Source organism: Bacillus sp. FSL K6-3154 (assembly GCF_040869395.1).
Classification (GTDB): domain Bacteria; phylum Bacillota; class Bacilli; order Bacillales; family Bacillaceae; genus Bacillus; species Bacillus safensis.
Map to the genome: position 1 here is coordinate 443,809 of NZ_CP152033.1, position 14,846 is coordinate 458,654.

At 42.2% G+C, this 14,846-nt stretch carries 12 protein-coding genes; 1 reads left to right on the plus strand and 11 read right to left on the minus strand.

The features are described from left to right. Positions 1–26: 26 nt before the first annotated feature. From hemB to hemA, 5 genes are read right to left on the minus strand one after another with little or no spacing between them, the layout of a single operon-like run. Positions 27–995, minus strand: coding sequence for a porphobilinogen synthase (gene hemB / locus MHH61_RS02485; protein WP_029706177.1), 969 nt, complete (start codon positions 993–995; stop codon positions 27–29). Further along, on the minus strand, positions 995–1,786 hold the full coding sequence (locus MHH61_RS02490; protein ID WP_025092448.1) for a uroporphyrinogen-III synthase: 792 nt from the start codon (positions 1,784–1,786) through the stop codon (positions 995–997). The genes hemB and MHH61_RS02490 overlap by 1 nt, the downstream gene beginning before the upstream one ends. Continuing rightward, positions 1,783–2,715: a hydroxymethylbilane synthase gene (gene hemC, locus MHH61_RS02495; protein WP_025092449.1), complete on the minus strand. Its 933-nt coding sequence runs from the start codon at positions 2,713–2,715 to the stop codon at positions 1,783–1,785. The genes MHH61_RS02490 and hemC overlap by 4 nt, the downstream gene beginning before the upstream one ends. A 37-nt stretch (positions 2,716–2,752) precedes the next feature. Continuing rightward, the gene (locus MHH61_RS02500) at positions 2,753–3,583 is read right to left on the minus strand and encodes a cytochrome c biogenesis protein (protein ID WP_024423174.1); all 831 of its coding nucleotides are present in this window, start codon (positions 3,581–3,583) and stop codon (positions 2,753–2,755) included. A gap of 7 nt (positions 3,584–3,590) precedes the next feature. Continuing rightward, positions 3,591–4,958 (minus strand): glutamyl-tRNA reductase, encoded by a 1,368-nt coding sequence (hemA, locus tag MHH61_RS02505; RefSeq protein WP_024427831.1) that lies wholly within the window; start codon positions 4,956–4,958, stop codon positions 3,591–3,593. A gap of 242 nt (positions 4,959–5,200) precedes the next feature. Between hemA and MHH61_RS02510 the strand changes: the two genes are divergently transcribed. After that, complete coding sequence (locus MHH61_RS02510; RefSeq protein ID WP_034279808.1) at positions 5,201–5,686, plus strand: hypothetical protein; 486 nt, start codon at positions 5,201–5,203, stop codon at positions 5,684–5,686. A 212-nt stretch (positions 5,687–5,898) separates the two neighbouring features. On the opposite strand, the gene yihA is transcribed toward MHH61_RS02510, so the two are convergent. From yihA to ddcA, 6 genes are all read right to left on the minus strand, one after another. Beyond that, positions 5,899–6,486, minus strand: a complete 588-nt coding sequence (yihA, locus tag MHH61_RS02515) for a ribosome biogenesis GTP-binding protein YihA/YsxC (RefSeq protein ID WP_024423177.1) — start codon at positions 6,484–6,486, stop codon at positions 5,899–5,901. Continuing rightward, positions 6,483–8,807, minus strand: a complete 2,325-nt coding sequence (gene lon / locus MHH61_RS02520; protein ID WP_024423178.1) for an endopeptidase La — start codon at positions 8,805–8,807, stop codon at positions 6,483–6,485. The genes yihA and lon overlap by 4 nt, the downstream gene beginning before the upstream one ends. 171 nt (positions 8,808–8,978) lie before the next feature. Next, positions 8,979–10,640 (minus strand): ATP-dependent protease LonB, encoded by a 1,662-nt coding sequence (lonB, locus tag MHH61_RS02525; RefSeq protein ID WP_073206715.1) that lies wholly within the window; start codon positions 10,638–10,640, stop codon positions 8,979–8,981. Positions 10,641–10,776: 136 nt separating this feature from the next. Beyond that, a complete protein-coding gene (gene clpX, locus MHH61_RS02530; RefSeq protein WP_024423180.1) occupies positions 10,777–12,042 on the minus strand; it encodes an ATP-dependent protease ATP-binding subunit ClpX in 1,266 nt (421 codons plus the stop codon). Positions 12,043–12,293: 251 nt separating this feature from the next. After that, positions 12,294–13,568, minus strand: coding sequence for a trigger factor (gene tig, locus MHH61_RS02535; RefSeq protein ID WP_125586700.1), 1,275 nt, complete (start codon positions 13,566–13,568; stop codon positions 12,294–12,296). Between the two features lie 240 nt (positions 13,569–13,808). Beyond that, positions 13,809–14,816: a DNA damage checkpoint antagonist DdcA gene (gene ddcA / locus MHH61_RS02540; protein WP_024423182.1), complete on the minus strand. Its 1,008-nt coding sequence runs from the start codon at positions 14,814–14,816 to the stop codon at positions 13,809–13,811. Positions 14,817–14,846 lie beyond the last annotated feature (30 nt).

Genomic DNA, 14,846 nt, shown 5'->3' on the forward strand with positions numbered 1-14,846 from the left:
TCAACGTCCTCCTGTCTATCCGTTCTTTATTCTGAGAGCCATTTTGCTGCATCTTTTGCATGATACGTAATGATGAGTTCTGCTCCTGCACGTTTCATGCTTGTCAGCATTTCAAGAACAAGCTCTTTTTCAGAAATCCAGCCATTTTGAGCGGCGGCTTTCACCATTGCATACTCTCCGCTCACATTATAAGCAACAACAGGGAGTGTAAATTCATTTTTCACATCACGCATAATGTCTAAGTAAGAAAGAGATGGTTTGACAATCAAGAAGTCAGCTCCCTCTTCTACATCAGATTGCGCTTCTCTTAGAGCCTCTAAACGGTTTGCAGGGTCCATTTGATATGTTTTACGATCTCCAAACTGCGGTGTACTATGTGCCGCATCACGAAACGGACCGTAAAAAGCACTTGCATATTTCACCGCATATGACATGACAGGTACATGAATAAAGCCTGCTTCATCAAGTGCCTCACGAATGGCAACAACAAATCCGTCCATCATATTTGAAGGCGCGATGATATCTGCACCTGCACGCGCTTGGCTGACAGCAGTTTTCGCTAATAGCTGAAGAGATTCATCATTTAAAATTTCTCCATCTTCAACGATTCCGCAATGTCCGTGATCTGTATATTGGCATAAGCAAGTGTCTGCAATGACCACGAGCTCTGGGAAATGCTTTTTGATTTCAAGCGTTGCTCTTTGAACAATGCCATGATCGTGATACGCCTCACTGCCTACATGATCTTTATGATCCGGCACACCAAATACAATGATCGATTTGATGCCAAGATCAACAAGCTCTTGGACTTCTTCTTTCACGAGGTCTACAGAAATGTGATATACACCCGGCATTGAAGAGACTTCTTTTCGGACATTTTCTCCCTCTACAAAAAAGATCGGGTAAATGAAATCAGATGGTCTTAAAAAGGTTTCTCTGACTAATTCTCTCATTCCTGCGCTTGTCCGCAATCTGCGGTGTCTGTTAAATTTCATCAATGGTTCAACTTCCTTTCAGATAAACGGCACATTAAATCAAGCATTCCGTCTATCGTATAAGTATCTGGGGTTTCAGAAGAAATCCCGTATTGAAGCAGTGCCTCTTTTGTCAGAGGACCGATCGTCACAAAACAGGTGTCAGATGCAGCAAGCTTCGCTGCGTCTTGTTCCATCACATGCATAAAAGAATGAACAGTGGATGAGCTAGTAAATGTAATAAAATCAAATGATTGCTTCGTCATTGCCGATTTAAGAGCAGCAATTCCTTCCTCATCCTTGACTGTTTCATATAAAATCCATTCTTTTACCTCTATGCCGAGCGGAATGAGGGTTTCTTTCACCACATCTCGTGACAGATGCCCTTTTGCTACAAACACACGCTCTCCTGGGCGTACATGGTCAAGTAATGCATCTGCCAGTTCCTCCGCTATAAATCGTTCTGGCACCACATCCACCTTCAAGCCGTGCTGCTCAAGATAGGCAGAAGTTTTCTCTCCTACAGCAGCCACTTTCAAATGGGTTAAGCTCTTATGTAAATGATGGTCTTTTATGTAATTCAGAAAAAAAGACGCACCATTCACACTCGTAAAAACAAGCCATTGGCTATTTTGTAAGTCCTTTAAAAAGGCCTGCGCTTTTTCTTTTGTGAGCGTAGCCTCAAACCGAATAAGAGAGGTTAAAACCGCATGGCCGTTCAGCGCTTCGATCTTTTGCTGAAACACGCCCGCTTGACGTTCATTTCGAGTGACAAGCACCGTCTGTCCGTGAAGCGATTTGCCTATGCTCATTGAGACAGATCCTTTTTCACCTTGTCGATCAAATCCTTTGCTCCCTTATCGGCCATCTGCTTCGCACACGCTGTTCCAATGGCTTCAGGGTCAGTGCCTGTGACGGTTTCTCGAATAATCGTGTGGCCATCAGCAGATGCAACAAGACCTGTTAGTTCAATTTCATGATGCTCATTCATCGTTGCATAGCCAGCGATCGGCACCTGACAGCTTCCATCCATTTGTTTGAGGAAGGCTCTTTCTGCAAGGACTGTTTTCTTCGTATATTCATTCGTAAATTGAGCAAGAAGCTTAAGCAGTTCTTCATCATCCCCGCGGCACTCAATCGATAGCGCGCCTTGTCCAACGGCAGGAAGGCAAGTCTCAGGAGATAAAAATTCCGACACGACCTCTTTGCTCCATCCCATTCTGGACAGACCGGCAGCCGCTAGAATAATGGCATCATACTCTTCATTTTTCAGCTTTTCCAATCTCGTATCAATGTTTCCTCGAATCCATTTAATCTCAAGATCTGGTCTTTCCTGAAGAAGCTGGGCGCTGCGCCGTAAGCTGCTTGTTCCTACAATTGCGCCCTTAGGCAGTTCGCTGAGACTTAGATGATCCTTCGAAATAAGTGCATCCCGCACATCTTCACGCTCAGGAATACAGCCAATAACTAAACCTTCTGGAAGAGCAGCCGGCATATCCTTCATGCTGTGCACCGCCATATCGATATCATGATTCAGCATCGCCTGCTCGATCTCTTTAACAAACAGTCCTTTTCCGCCAACCTTAGATAAAGTCACATCTAAAATTTGATCACCCTTTGTCACAATTTCTTTTATTTCAAAAGAATAAGAAGGGTTTAGTTCAGACAGCTTTTGAATGACCCATTTTGTTTGTGTAATTGCCAGCTTACTTCGTCTAGAACCTACTTTAATTGTACGCAATACGTCTTCCTCCCGACAATGCCTTTAAGACTCATCATTATTGAAACCAATGAAAGGTTGATAAGCTACCAAGCAGAAAATAATTAATCATCAGCACAAGAAATGAAGCGACATTCCATAGTGCCACGATTTTGCCCTGCATATTTCTCACCAATCTGATATATAAGTAAAAGCCGTATAAAAACAGCATAATAAACGAACCAAGCACCTTTGCATCTGTCCAGTACAACGTATCATACGAAATATATGCCCATATGATGCCAAGAATTAAACTAAGCAAGAGCATAGGCACACCAATAATGTTTAATACGTACGCCATATGATCCAGCTTTGATAAGTCTTCAATTCTCAGAAGCCATTTTCCCCATTTTTTCTTTTTCAGTAAACGATATTGAAAGAGATAAAGCAGTGAAAACGCAAATGAAAGTGAAAAGGCACCGTAGGATAAAATCGCCATCGTAATATGAATCACGAGCAGTTCACTCGTCAGCTTCCCCGTTAGTTCTGCTGAATGGAGATCAGATGGTGTAAAGGTGTGAATCGCCATCATGGAAAAACCGATCACATTTGTAAAAAAGACAATAAATTCAACGCGCAATACCTTTGTGAGCACAAGAGAAAGTGTCACAAGCACCCACGTATAAAAATATAACCCCTCTGCCACATTCAACACAGGGAATCGGTCTGTTTCCATCATAATATAGAACATGTAGACTGTTTGCAGCAGCCAGACAATAGAAAGCAACCAGAAAGCCATTTTTCCAGCCTTCCGGTTGTGTTGAAGAAAATCTATGAAATAGAACAAGACACTTAGTGCATAGATTAAGATCGTTGCTTCATTGAGTCTCGCTACAATGGATTCCATCATCGCTTAATCACTCACTGGCAACTGTAGCAAAGCCTTGCGCCATATTTGGTTTGAACAGCTGAAATGATCCTTGCTCCACCTGCATCGGCTCGACCTTTTGCTCTTCATCTTCAACCTGTAAATCAAAGATTTCTTTAAAGAGTAAAAGCTTTTCCTCTGCATTCGGCTCCGCGGCAATTTCTTTTGCCTTTAAGATAGGATCTTTCAGCATTTGGTTGATGATGCTTTTCGTATGTTTATTTAACAGCTTCATTTCACGGTTTGTGAGGTTTGGAAGCTTCCGCTCAATACTCTGCATCGTATCGGCTTGAATTGTGAGTGCTTTTTCTCTAAGTGCAGAAATGACCGGAACAACACCTAACGTATTCAGCCATTGCTTAAATTCCACAATTTCTGCTTCAATCAGAAGCTCAACCTGCTCAGCCACTGCACGGCGCTCTTTTAAGTTGGCAGCCACGATGCCTTCAAGGTCATCAATGTCATACAAAAAAGCACCTTCTACTTCAGAAATAGCTGGATCTAAATCACGGGGTACAGCAATATCCACCATAAATAGAGGTCTGCCCTTCCGCTTTTTATTCGCACTTTCGACCATTTCTTTTGTAATGACAAATTGTTTCGCTCCTGTTGAGCTGATTAAAATGTCCGCTTCGGATAATGTTTTTTCTAATTGGTTTAAGCTCTTAGGCTCTCCTGAAAAACGACCCGCCAATTCCTTTGCCTTCTCAAACGTTCGGTTAATGACCGTTACTTGGCCAATTCCTTGACCTTGAAGGTTTTGAGCCGCCAGTTCGCCCATTTTGCCCGCACCAAGAATCAGGACATGCTTATCAGAAAGACGTCCAAAGATTTTTTTGGCAAGCTCAACAGCTGCATAGCTGACAGATACGGCATTAGACGCAATATCCGTTTCTGCATGAGAGCGCTTTGCAACGGTTACCGCCTGTTTAAATAAATAATTGAAAACGGTACCAATGGTCTTCTCCTCTTGAGCTACTTTAAAGCTGGAACGCACTTGACCGAGTATTTGCGTTTCACCAATGACCATGGAATCAAGTCCACAAGCCACACGGAATAAATGCTCAACCGCTCCATCGTTTTCATAAAACTTCAAATATGGAGAGACATCTTCCTTTTCTAAACCGAACCAATCGGCTAAAAATCTTTTTATATAAAACCGTCCAGTATGAAGCTGATCTACTACTGCGTAGATCTCTGTTCGATTACATGTTGAGATGACGATATTCTCTAGAATGCTTTTTTCTTCTTTAAGCTTGGACATCGCTGTTCCGAGCTCACTCGGTTCAAAGCTCAGCTGTTCCCGTATCTCAACAGGGGCTGTTTTATAATCTAAACCCACAACAAGAATATGCATAACTTCAGCTTGCACCCCCAACGCCCTGTCTAATTTATAATAATTACAATATAGAATTTATTATTTATAATGATTATAACATATATTCATTTTTAACTGGATAAAAATTGTGAACAGATTTCAAAAATGTTGTGATATAGTAGAAAAATGTTCGACACCAATTATGCCATATCATCACTTCAAGCAATTTACCAGATTTGGCGCGTGCGGACAAATGATCTGCTTAAAAGAAGGTGACATCTTTGAAGAAGAAATCCATTTTGCTGCCGCTCACTTTATTGGCTGTAGCGCTATATGCCATTCTCTCAGGAGGTCAATTTGACATTTGGAAGGATCAAGAGAAATGGTATACACTTGTACTGCTTTTTGGCCTCGCGTTCTTATATCAAGGAAAAAAGGAGCAAGAAAGCGCTCATGTGTTTATCGGTATGCTCATGACAGGCCTTTCGCTACACTTTATTCTACAGCCTAAATTGGACCACTGGCCTGACACATTTACAATGATTGTGTTCATCGTAGGACTTGCACTCTTTGTGAAATCATCTCAGAAAAAAGAATATCGAATTGAAAGTGTTGTGCTGATCGCACTCGGTTTGTTCCTTTATTTCTTTCAGCAAATTACAAAACAGCTAAGTTCCCTTTCGATCCCTACTTCCGGCTTTGAATTGTACTGGCCTTATGTACTGATTGCTGTCAGTCTCCTCTTATTATTTTTAAAAAGGAAATAACTTATACAATAAAAAAGGCATCTGCTCATGGCAGATGCCTTCAGCGTAAAGACAAACCCTCCCATTCGGTGTCAGTCCTGCGTGCTGGTGCTCACGAATCACAAATTCGCTCCGCGCCAGTACTCGTCCTTTCTAGACTTCAAGGGTTTTCTTATCACGCTGAAAAGAAGACAAAGAATAAAAAAAGCATCTGCTCATCGCAGATGCTTTTTTTAGCCGTTTACCTTCGCAAGAATCGCATTCCAGGCTTCATCTTTCCCCTTTTTTGTTTCAGAAGAGAATAGGATGAGTTCATCTGAAGGGTCAATGTCGAGCGTCTGTTTGACGACTTTCGCATGTTTTTCCCATTTGCCTTTTGGAATTTTATCCGCTTTTGTTGCGATGACGATCACGGGAACTCCGTAATATTTAAGGAACTCATACATGTTCACATCATCTACTGATGGCTTATGGCGCAGATCCACAATTTGGACGACTGCTTTTAATTCTTCACGCATTGTAATATACGTTTCGATCATTCTACCCCAGGCTTCGCGCTCTGTTTTTGATACTTTGGCAAAACCGTAGCCCGGAACGTCCACAAAATGGAGCATATCATTAATAATGTAGAAATTAAGCGTCTGGGTCTTACCTGGTTTAGAAGACGTACGCGCTAAATTTTTACGATTAATCAATGAGTTGATGAACGAGGACTTTCCAACATTTGATCGTCCAGCAAGCGCAATTTCAGGCAGTCCGCCGCTCGGGTACTGCTCTGGTTTCACCGCACTAATGACGATATCTGATTTTGTTACTTTCATCTTCCCTCTCCTACCAACGCTTTCTCAAGCACCTCATCTAAATGTGAGACCGGAATAAAGGTTAGTCCTTCTCTCACACTTTCAGGAATATCATCAATATCCTTCTCATTGTCCTTTGGAAGAATAATGGTTTTCAATCCTGCACGATGTGCGCCTAATGCTTTTTCTTTTAGTCCGCCAATCGGAAGCACTCTTCCTCTTAACGTTATCTCTCCTGTCATACCAACCTCTTTTGACACAGGACGTCCTGTGAGTGCTGATACAAGAGCCGTCGCAATGGTGATACCAGCTGATGGCCCGTCCTTTGGAACCGCACCCTCTGGAACATGGATATGAATATCGTGCTTTTCATTAAAATTAGGATCAATGTTCAGTTCATCTGCTTTGGATCGAATATAACTGAATGCCGCCTGTGCAGATTCTCTCATGACATCACCAAGCTTACCTGTTAACAAGAGCTTGCCTTTACCAGGAGAAAGCGATACCTCAATTGATAAGGTGTCTCCGCCAACAGTCGTATACGCAAGTCCTGTGACAACCCCGACTTGGTCTGTCGTTTCAGCCTGACCATAACGGTAAAGTCTTTTTCCGAGAAATTCAGATAAGTTCTTTTCCGTCACTGTGATGCGCTTGCGGTCTTCAGCCACAATCGCTCTTGCCGCTTTTCGGCAAATGGCCGCAAGCTGACGCTCTAATCCACGAACTCCTGCTTCTCTTGTGTAATAGCGAATCATATCATAAATCGCTGCTTCACGAAGCTGCAAGTTCCCTTTCTTTAATCCGTGCTCCTTTAGCTGCTTCGGCAGAAGATGATCTTTCACAATCTCTGCTTTTTCAACCTCTGTATACCCTGCAATCGTGATAATCTCCATTCTATCACGAAGTGGACCTGGAATGGTTGCTAAATTGTTGGCAGTGGCAATAAATAACACCTGCGATAAATCAAATGTCTCTTCAATATAGTGATCGCTAAAGTTGTGATTTTGCTCTGGATCCAGCACTTCAAGCATCGCAGAAGACGGATCACCTCTAAAATCAGAGGACATCTTATCGATTTCATCTAAAAGAAACACTGGATTCATTGTGCCTGCCTTACTCATCCCGCGAATGATACGGCCTGGCATCGCCCCTACATACGTTCTTCTATGTCCGCGAATTTCAGATTCATCACGCACCCCGCCAAGAGAGATACGGATAAACTTTCGATCAAGTGATTTAGCAATCGATTTGGCAAGTGACGTTTTCCCTACCCCAGGAGGTCCTGCTAAGCAAAGAATCGGTCCTTTTAATGAATTGGTCAGCTTCTGTACAGCAAGGTATTCAAGCACACGTTCCTTGACTTTTTCCAGCCCATGATGCTCATCATCTAAAATTTCACTTGCAAGCTTTAAATCTAGACGATCTTCTGTATAGATGCCCCATGGAAGATTGATCAGCCAATCAATATAATTTCGAATGACAGAGCTCTCCGCAGAGCTTGAAGGAATTTTTTCATAACGGTTCAATTCTTTTAACGCCGTTTCACGAACAGACTCAGGCATGCTGGACTCTTCGATTTTAGACATTAATGAACTGACTTCGCCTGTTTTTCCTTCCTTGTCTCCAAGCTCCTTTTGAATGGCTTTCATTTGTTCACGCAAATAATATTCTTTTTGCGTTCGTTCCATTGAACGTTTGACACGCTGGCCAATTTTCTTTTCAATTTCCAGCACTTCTTTTTCATTGTGGATTAAGCTGATGACACGATTCAGACGTTTTTTGACATCCACTGTTTCCAGTACTTCTTGTTTGTCCTTTAATTTGAGCGGCAGGTGAGAAGCGACGATATCTGCCATTCTCCCCGGTTCCTCAATATCCGTCACCGTTGCATATGTTTCAGCTGAGATTTTTTTTGAAATTTTTATGTACTGATCAAAATGATCTAACAAAGTGCGCATGAGTGCTTCTGCTTCTGCGTCCTTTAACTCTTCTTCTGCCAATTCTTTAATATCGACGGACGTATAGTCCTCAAGCTCCACATATGACTCGATCTGCGCTCGATTTAAGCCTTCAACGAGTACACGAATCGTTCCATTCGGCAGCTTCAGCATTTGTTTGATTTTTGTGTAGGTGCCGACTTTGAAAATTTCCTCTTCACCTGGTTCATCTATTGAAATTTCCCGCTGTGTTGCTAGAAAAATCATATGATCGTTCATCATCGCCTGTTCTAAAGCTTGAACAGACTTCTCGCGTCCAACGTCCAAATGCAAGACCATTGTTGGATAAACAAGCAAGCCTCGCAATGGGAGGAGCGGAACATTCTTTTTGATTTCATCTGCCATGTTGATTGACACCTCCGTCACTAGTATGAATCATTATAATATACCTGTTTCAGTCTTGTACAATGTAAAAGACTTGAGAAATGATGATCTTACCGTAGTATACCCTTTCTTTTTATCTTGAAAAAGAAAAAAAGATCTATTTCACTAAAAAATCCCCATATGTGATGGGGATTAAACAGATTTTCTTTTCATTTCCTCTTCTAGTCCATCTTTCTTCTCGTCTGGCGGGTTGACCAAACAGTGATCCAGCACCTCTTGGAAGTGCTTCACAGGCACAATAGTGACGCCTTCAATCTCTTTTAAGATCGACTGCTGGTTGTCATAAGGAATAATCACGGTTGTGGCACCAGCTTGTTTCGCCGCCTTAATCTTCGGTATCACACCGCCGATCGGCTTCACCTGACCCTGCAATCCGATTTCACCTGTCATTGCTGTCAGATGATCAATCGGGATTTGATGAATGGCAGAGAAAATCGCCGCCGCCATGGCAATCCCAGCAGACGGTCCATCAATAGGGGCACCGCCTGGAAAATTAATATGGATGTCATATTCATTTGTCCGTATCCCTAAGTTTCTCAGCACTGTTAATACATTTTCAACAGATCCTTTTGCCATACTTTTTCGTCGAATAGATTTAGACTGACTGCCAATGCTTTCTTCTTCTGCAATGCCTGTAATGTTGATACTTCCTTTTTCGAGTGCCTTACATATATTCACTTCAATCTCGAGCAAGGCACCGCTGTTTGGTCCGTAGACTGCCAGACCATTCACTACACCGACTTTTGGCTTTTCCGGTACTTTTTGTTCATATCTTGGTGTCAGCTGGCTTGAGTGAATGACCCACTCGACATCGGCGATCGTGATGTCTTTTCTGTTTTCCGTGACGGCCATTCCAGCAGCGATCTGCACCATATTGACTGCTTCACGGCCATTTTTCACATAAGAGGTTAACAGGTTCAGCCCTTCATCACATAATTCCTTTTGGATTTTCTGGACAGCCTTAGCAGCGACAATTTTCAGTTCATGCTGGTCAAGGTCCTTAAAGAAAATTTCCAAACACCTCGATCGAATCGCTGGGGGAATTTCTTCAGGTGTTCTTGTCGTGGCGCCAATCAATCGAAAATCAGCCGGAAGTCCATTTTGAAAAATGTCATGAATGTGATTCGGAATTTGAGTGTTTTCCTCACTGTAGTAGGCGCTATCTAAAAATACTTTCCGATCTTCAAGGACTTTCAGCATTTTGTTCATTTGAATCGGATGCAGTTCCCCAATTTCATCGATAAACAGAACCCCGCCATGCGCATGCGTAACGGCTCCTTGTTTTGGCTGCGGAATGCCTGCCTGTCCCATCGCTCCCGCCCCTTGGTAAATTGGGTCATGCACAGAACCAATGAGCGGGTCTGCGATGCCCCGTTCATCGAATCTTGCGGTTGTGGCATCGAGCTCCACAAATACCGCATCTTTCTTAAACGGTGAATCAGCATGACGTTTCGCTTCTTCCATGACAAGACGGGCAGCGGCTGTTTTTCCAACCCCCGGTGGTCCATAGACAATGACATGCTGAGGATTCGGTCCGCACAGCGCTGCTTTTAGAGCACGAATGCCGTCTTCCTGCCCTACAATATCTTGAAACCCCTTTGGCCGGACTCTCTCTGATAAAGGCTCACTCAGCTTGATTGACCGCATCTTTCTGAGTGCTTCCATTTCTTTTTTTGATTCTTTATCTATCGTCACCTTTTGTGTGCGCTGATTTCGCAGTAAGTTCCAAAAGTACAGCCCGATGACGATACCAAAGAACAGCTGTATAAATAATACGATTCCTGTCCAGCTCAATCGGTGCTCCCTCCTTCATCTATCGTATGTATTGGTTTCTGTCTGCTAGTATTTCCTAGAGCTGGACGGAATAAACACGTCTTCGACGATAAATAAAAAACTCCTGAATCAAAATGATTCAGGAGCGAGACTTCTCTTATGCAGATGTTTTAGTATCTTTGTTGACGACTGTGCCATCCTTTAACACAAGACGCGGCGGCTCACCATCAGCAACCGTTGCACCAGTGATGACACATTTTTCAATATCATCACGAGATGGAAGGTCAAACATGACATCAAGCATGATGCCTTCAATGATCGAGCGAAGACCACGAGCTCCTGTTTTACGCTCAATTGCCTTTTTCGCAATTTCGCTAAGAGCATCTTCTTCAAATTCAAGCTCTACATCGTCAAGCTCAAGCATTTTTGTATATTGCTTAACAAGCGCATTTTTAGGCTTCGTCAAGATTTCTACAAGTGCTTTTTCATCTAACGGCTCTAGGCTTGCAATAACCGGCAGACGACCGATGAATTCTGGAATTAAACCGAAGCGAAGCAAGTCTTCTGGCAGTACTTTTGATAGAAGGACTTCTTTTTCAAGATCTTCGACTTTATTTTCCGCACCGAATCCAATTACTTTTTGACCTAAGCGGCGTTTGATGATTTGCTCAATCCCGTCAAAGGCTCCTCCACAAATGAAGAGGATGTTCGTCGTATCAATTTGAATGAATTCTTGATGCGGATGCTTACGTCCACCTTGAGGCGGTACACTAGCGACTGTTCCTTCAAGAATTTTCAAAAGGGCTTGCTGGACGCCTTCCCCAGATACATCGCGAGTGATAGAAGGGTTTTCTGATTTTCTTGCTACTTTATCGATCTCATCGATGTAGATAATGCCTTTTTCCGCTTTTTCTACATCATAATCCGCTGCCTGGATCAGCTTTAGTAAAATATTCTCTACGTCTTCACCAACATAACCCGCTTCAGTTAATGATGTTGCATCTGCGATCGCAAATGGCACATTTAAAATACGTGCAAGTGTTTGAGCAAGTAATGTTTTACCGCTTCCTGTTGGTCCAATCATAGAAATATTACTTTTCGAAAGCTCAACATCATCAATCTTGCTGTTGGAATTGATCCGTTTGTAGTGGTTATACACCGCTACAGCTAAGGATTTTTTCGCATTGTCTTGTCCGATGACATATTCATCAAGAATCTCCCGAATTTCATGAGGCTTCGGAACATCCTTGAATTCAACTTCTTCCTCTGTGCCGAGCTCTTCTTCAACTATTTCCGTGCAAAGCTCGATACATTCATCACATATATATACGCCAGGTCCTGCGACCAGTTTACGCACTTGATCTTGCGTTTTTCCGCAAAACGAGCATTTTAATTGACCTTTTTCCTCGTTGAATTTAAACATTCTTTCACCCCTTATTCTTCTTCACTTGCCTGTAGCTAACAGTCAGCTACCTTTCTGGGTCCAGTATGTATGCATTTTACCATACTTTCCTAAAAGACGGTAACGATGTGTTTCTAACACTGCACATTGAGATATGTATGACAGAAAGATGCGACTTACACTATCGTTTCCAAAAGAAGCGATGATAAGTCAAAAATTGTACAAAACAAGGCACGAGTCACTCGCGCCCTGTTTTATTATTATGCACCATATTAACGGTTTTCTACAAGAAAATCAATTGCTTTACGAACTTTTAGATCTTCTTTCATTGCTTCAGTAGATCCGATCGCTTGTTTGATATTTTCAATTGGCATGTTGTATGCTTCAGCCATTTTTGAAAGTTCTTCTTCCACTTCTTCGTCAGACACTTGTAAGTTTTCTGCAGCAGCAATTGCTTCAAGTGTTAGGTTAGATTTTACGCGTTTAGCAGCATCTTCTTTCATTTGCTCTTTCAGCGAATCTTCATCTTGTCCAGAGAATTGGAAGTAAAGCTCAAGGTTCATTCCTTGCATTTGAAGACGTTGTTCGAATTCTTTCATCATGCGGTCTAGCTCAGTGTCAACCATCGCTTGTGGGATGTCAACTTCCGCATTTTCAGAAGCTTTCGCAACTAGCTCTTCACGAAGTTTTCCTTCTGCTTCGTTTTCTTTTGCTTCTTCAAGACGTTTCTTCGTTTTTTCAGTTAACTCAGCAAGCGTTTCTACTTCTTCATCAACATCTTTAGCGAACTCATCGTCAAGTGCTGGAAGTTCTTTTGCTTTGATTTCATGAATTTTCACTTTGAATACAGCTGGTTTACCTGCAAGGTCTTCAGCATGGTATTCTTCTGGGAATGTAACTTCTACGTCTTTTTCAGCGCCAGCTTCAAGACCAACTAATTGCTCTTCGAAACCAGGGATGAATGAACCAGAACCTACTTCAAGAGAGTAGTTCTCAGCTTTTCCGCCTTCGAATGCTTCTCCATCAACGAATCCTTCGAAATCAAGAACAACTGTATCGCCGTTTTCGATTGCGCCTTCTTCTTTGACAACAAGCTCAGCTTGACGGTTTTGCATGCCTTTAAGCTCTTCTTGTACATCTTCATCAGTAACAGCTGTGTCGTCTTTTTCTACGTTAAGACCTTTGTAGTCACCAAGTTTTACTTCAGGCTTCACTGTTACTTTTGCAGTGAAGATTAAGTTTTCGCCTTTTTCGATTTTCTCAACATCGATTTCAGGGCGGTCAACTGGCTCGATACCAGCTTCGTCGATTGCTTTTGGATATTCAACCGGAAGAAGAATATCTAATGCATCTTGATAAAGAGATTCTACACCAAAACGCTGCTCGAAAAGACCACGTGGTACTTTCCCTTTACGGAATCCAGGGATCGATACTTGCTTAACCACTTTCTTAAATGCATCATCAAGTGCTTTGTTAAATGTTTCAGCGTCAACTTCTACAGTTAGTACGCCTTCGTTACCTTCTTGTTTTTCCCATTTTACTGACATGTGTGTTTCCCTCCAAAAATCTATTCAGATTGTGCGTTGCTCCATTCTAAAGCATCATAAAGACTTCGTCCAATCAAAAACCACGCACTCCGCTAAGAAGCTTGCATTATGTATACAACATTTGACTTGATTATACATATCGTCTTTCAACCGTTGGAATCTGACAACTGCACTATATATGCACAAATACAACCATTATATTATAACATAACAAGTCCGTCTTTCAACTAAATCGACAAATTACAAATAAGAAATTTCTTCAATATCTTTCAGCATTGTGCAAGCTTCTCTCAGCTCTCGTTCGTTAAATTCATACAATAGATGCAATTCTTCGAGTTCAATCTCAATCCCATGCATTTCATAGCCGACTTTATGAAGTGCCGCTGCCCAAAGACTAGGATCTGTGTATTTAGGAAGAAATGGATACAGCACAAATAAGTGCCGGCGCCATAACTCTTCCACGGCTTGGTAAAGGGTCGGATTCTCATTGCCAAGCGTGTCATCAAGCATACGAAGGACTTGCTGAAGAAGCGGCATCTGCTCTGGCTTTACAGCCTCAGAAGGAATAAGGGTTAAAGAATCACCGAATTTTGTCACATGAACCGGTTTTGCCACATCATGCTCTGCCAGAAGCTGCAGGATCATTGATTTGACCAAAGGGTTCCCATCAGGATTTTGTAAGATGGTATTTAATAGACCCATATGCGGTGTAATATTCCGGTCTTTCAATGAATGAATGAACTGGACCTGTTCTTCCGGACGCTTCAGCATATCATCTATGTTGACCTCACTTCCGGCGTCCTCATCTTCATCTAAAATCTCTTCAGGTGATTCGATCATTTTTCTGCTAAATTCGAGCAGCTTGTAAAAATGCTCCGCACTTTCTGCCGGAAGATGGTTTTCCTCGAGCACAGCCTCAATTGTCTGTTTGACTTCTTCATATTCTTTCAGCTGAATGAGGATCGTCATATACACTTGGAGCACAGTGAAATAGTGGCCATATCCTTCATGCAGCATTTTTTCACAAACACGCTTTGCATCCTGTAGCTCACCCAGCTCCAGAAAACAAATGGCCATTCCAAGGTGAATATCGGATTCTTCATCGTCATCGTACGATTTAGCTTCTGAAAACAAGTGAAGCGCCTCTTGATACTGCTTATCTTTTAATGCTGCCATTCCTTTTTCAATCAGTCTTTCTTTCAGACCAGGAAACAAAATGACATTATCTTTCTTCTTGTCATGCTTCATGCTTACGTTCCTTTCGGGCGCATATTTTTT

Excerpts from the sequence above, each read along its gene's own strand:
- MHH61_RS02490 (WP_025092448.1), bottom strand. The coding sequence starts at position 1,786 with ATGAGCATAGGCAAATCGCTTCACGGACAGACGGTGCTTGTCACTCGA.
- hemB (WP_029706177.1), bottom strand. The coding sequence starts at position 995 with ATGAAATTTAACAGACACCGCAGATTGCGGACAAGCGCAGGAATGAGA.
- ddcA (WP_024423182.1), bottom strand. The coding sequence starts at position 14,816 with ATGAAGCATGACAAGAAGAAAGATAATGTCATTTTGTTTCCTGGTCTG.
- MHH61_RS02500 (WP_024423174.1), bottom strand. The coding sequence starts at position 3,583 with ATGATGGAATCCATTGTAGCGAGACTCAATGAAGCAACGATCTTAATC.
- tig (WP_125586700.1), bottom strand. The coding sequence starts at position 13,568 with ATGTCAGTAAAATGGGAAAAACAAGAAGGTAACGAAGGCGTACTAACT.
- hemA (WP_024427831.1), bottom strand. The coding sequence starts at position 4,958 with ATGCATATTCTTGTTGTGGGTTTAGATTATAAAACAGCCCCTGTTGAG.
- lon (WP_024423178.1), bottom strand. The coding sequence starts at position 8,807 with ATGGCAGATGAAATCAAAAAGAATGTTCCGCTCCTCCCATTGCGAGGC.
- clpX (WP_024423180.1), bottom strand. The coding sequence starts at position 12,042 with ATGTTTAAATTCAACGAGGAAAAAGGTCAATTAAAATGCTCGTTTTGC.
- yihA (WP_024423177.1), bottom strand. The coding sequence starts at position 6,486 with ATGAAAGTAACAAAATCAGATATCGTCATTAGTGCGGTGAAACCAGAG.